Source organism: Acetatifactor sp. (assembly GCF_982438285.1).
On record NZ_CEWDFQ010000484.1, the window covers coordinates 1 to 1,778 of the forward strand.

The 1,778-nt window shown below is 50.5% G+C and carries 2 protein-coding genes and 1 pseudogene; all 3 read left to right on the forward strand.

All coding sequences use genetic code 11. From position 1 onward, the window contains the following. Positions 1 to 323 (forward strand): annotated as a pseudogene (locus AC1WIP_RS15500) (tryptophan synthase subunit beta); the annotation flags it as partial. Then, on the forward strand, positions 316 to 1,119 hold the full coding sequence (gene trpA / locus AC1WIP_RS15505) for a tryptophan synthase subunit alpha (RefSeq protein WP_481142674.1): 804 nt from the start codon (positions 316 to 318) through the stop codon (positions 1,117 to 1,119). The pseudogene AC1WIP_RS15500 and the gene trpA, both read left to right, overlap by 8 nt. A 99-nt stretch (positions 1,120 to 1,218) precedes the next feature. Next, positions 1,219 to 1,743: a YceD family protein gene (locus tag AC1WIP_RS15510; RefSeq protein ID WP_318704119.1), complete on the forward strand. Its 525-nt coding sequence runs from the start codon at positions 1,219 to 1,221 to the stop codon at positions 1,741 to 1,743. The last annotated feature ends 35 nt before the right edge of the window (positions 1,744 to 1,778 follow it).

The window sequence follows — 1,778 nt, forward strand, 5'->3', positions numbered from 1 at the left end:
CCCAGGGACAGATCGCACCGGTCTACTCTATTTCCGCAGGCCTTGACTATCCGGGAATCGGGCCGGAGCATGCTTTTTTGCATGACACAGGGAGAGCCTCCTATGTTCCCGTTACCGACGAGGAGGCGGTGGACGCCTTTGAGTACATTGCCAGAACGGAAGGCATCATATGTGCGGTGGAAAGCGCCCACGCCGTTGCGCAGGTGAGAAAGATTGCCAAAAACTACGGGCCGGATGAAAGCATCATTGTCTGCGTGTCGGGACGGGGAGACAAGGATGTGGCGGCTATTGCAAGATACAGGGGGGTGGATATCCATGATTAATCAGGAGAACAAAATAAAAAAGGCCTTTGAGAATAAAGCGTTCATCGCTTTTTTGACGGCAGGAGACCCGGACGCAGACAGCACCGTAGAGTTTATTCTGGAAATGGAAAAAGGGGGGGCAGACTTAATTGAGATCGGGATTCCCTTTTCCGACCCCACCGCAGAGGGAGTTGTGATTCAGGAGGCCAATCTCAGGGCACTGAAAAACAAAATGACCACGGACGGCGTGTTTGAGATTGTAGAGCGGGTGCGCAGACAATCCCAGATACCGTTGGCCTTTATGACCTATTTGAATCCAGTTTTTCACTACGGCTATGAAAGATTCTTTTCCCGCTGTCAGGAGCTTTCCGTGGACGGCATCATCATTCCGGACCTGCCCTATGAGGAAAAAGGAGAAGTGGCGGAAATTGCGGCGGCCCACAATGTCTGCCTTATTTCCATGATTGCGCCCACCTCGGCCAGCCGTATTCAGATGATTGCAAGGGAGGCGGAAGGGTTTTTGTATGTGGTTTCCTCCATGGGCGTCACTGGAGTAAGAAGCGAGATCGGCACGGATTTGTCATCCATTGTCCAGAACATCCGTCAGGCCACCAAGACGCCCTGTGCCATTGGCTTTGGCATCAGCACTCCCAGGCAGGCCAGGCAGATGGCTGAGGTATCCGACGGGGCCATTGTGGGGAGCGCCATTGTAAAAATCATTGCACAGTACAAAAAAGAAGCGGGACCAAAGATCAGGGAATATGTACAGAACATGAAGGAGGCGGTGCTGGAGGCAGCAGACAAAAATTTTCCATAAAATGATTGACAAACCGATACCTGCCGGGTATAATTAACCAGTGTGTAAAAAACACGCTGGCGGAAATGGTTCCGCTGGACAGTTGCATAGGAGTCGGATATGTTCATTAATTTATCTGAAGTGTTTTCATCCGAGGGCAGTAAGGAGACAGTGGAGGCGCCTGTTGAGCTGCAGAGCTTTCAAAGCAGGCTGGGCGATTTCCCCATTGTAGAGAAAACGCCTGCGGTGTTCACCTTTACCAATGACGGTGTGAATAAGGCGAAGGTGGAGGGCGGCGTGAGACTTGTCCTGAAGGCCGGATGTGACAGATGCCTTGCGGAAGTACCCGTGGTGCTGGATTTGAAGTTTGACAGAGTGGTCACTTCTCCTGAGGGCAGTACAGAGGAGGAAGCGGATGACATTCCTGATTTTATGGAAGGTTATCAGCTGAATACAGAGACTTTTGTGTACGATGAAATTTTAGTAAACTGGCCTACGAAGATTCTGTGTAAGGAGGACTGCAAGGGTGTCTGCCCTGTATGCGGACAGAATCGGAACCTGAGGGAATGCGGATGCGATACTTTTGTCCCTGACCCCCGTATGGCAGTAATAAAAGATATCTTCAACGCGAATAAGGAGGTGTAACGATGTCTATTTGTCCTAAGAATAAATCTTCCAAA

Coding starts and splice junctions, on each gene's coding strand:
- AC1WIP_RS15510 (WP_318704119.1), top strand. CDS start 1,219: ATGTTCATTAATTTATCTGAAGTGTTTTCATCCGAGGGCAGTAAGGAG.
- trpA (WP_481142674.1), top strand. CDS start 316: ATGATTAATCAGGAGAACAAAATAAAAAAGGCCTTTGAGAATAAAGCG.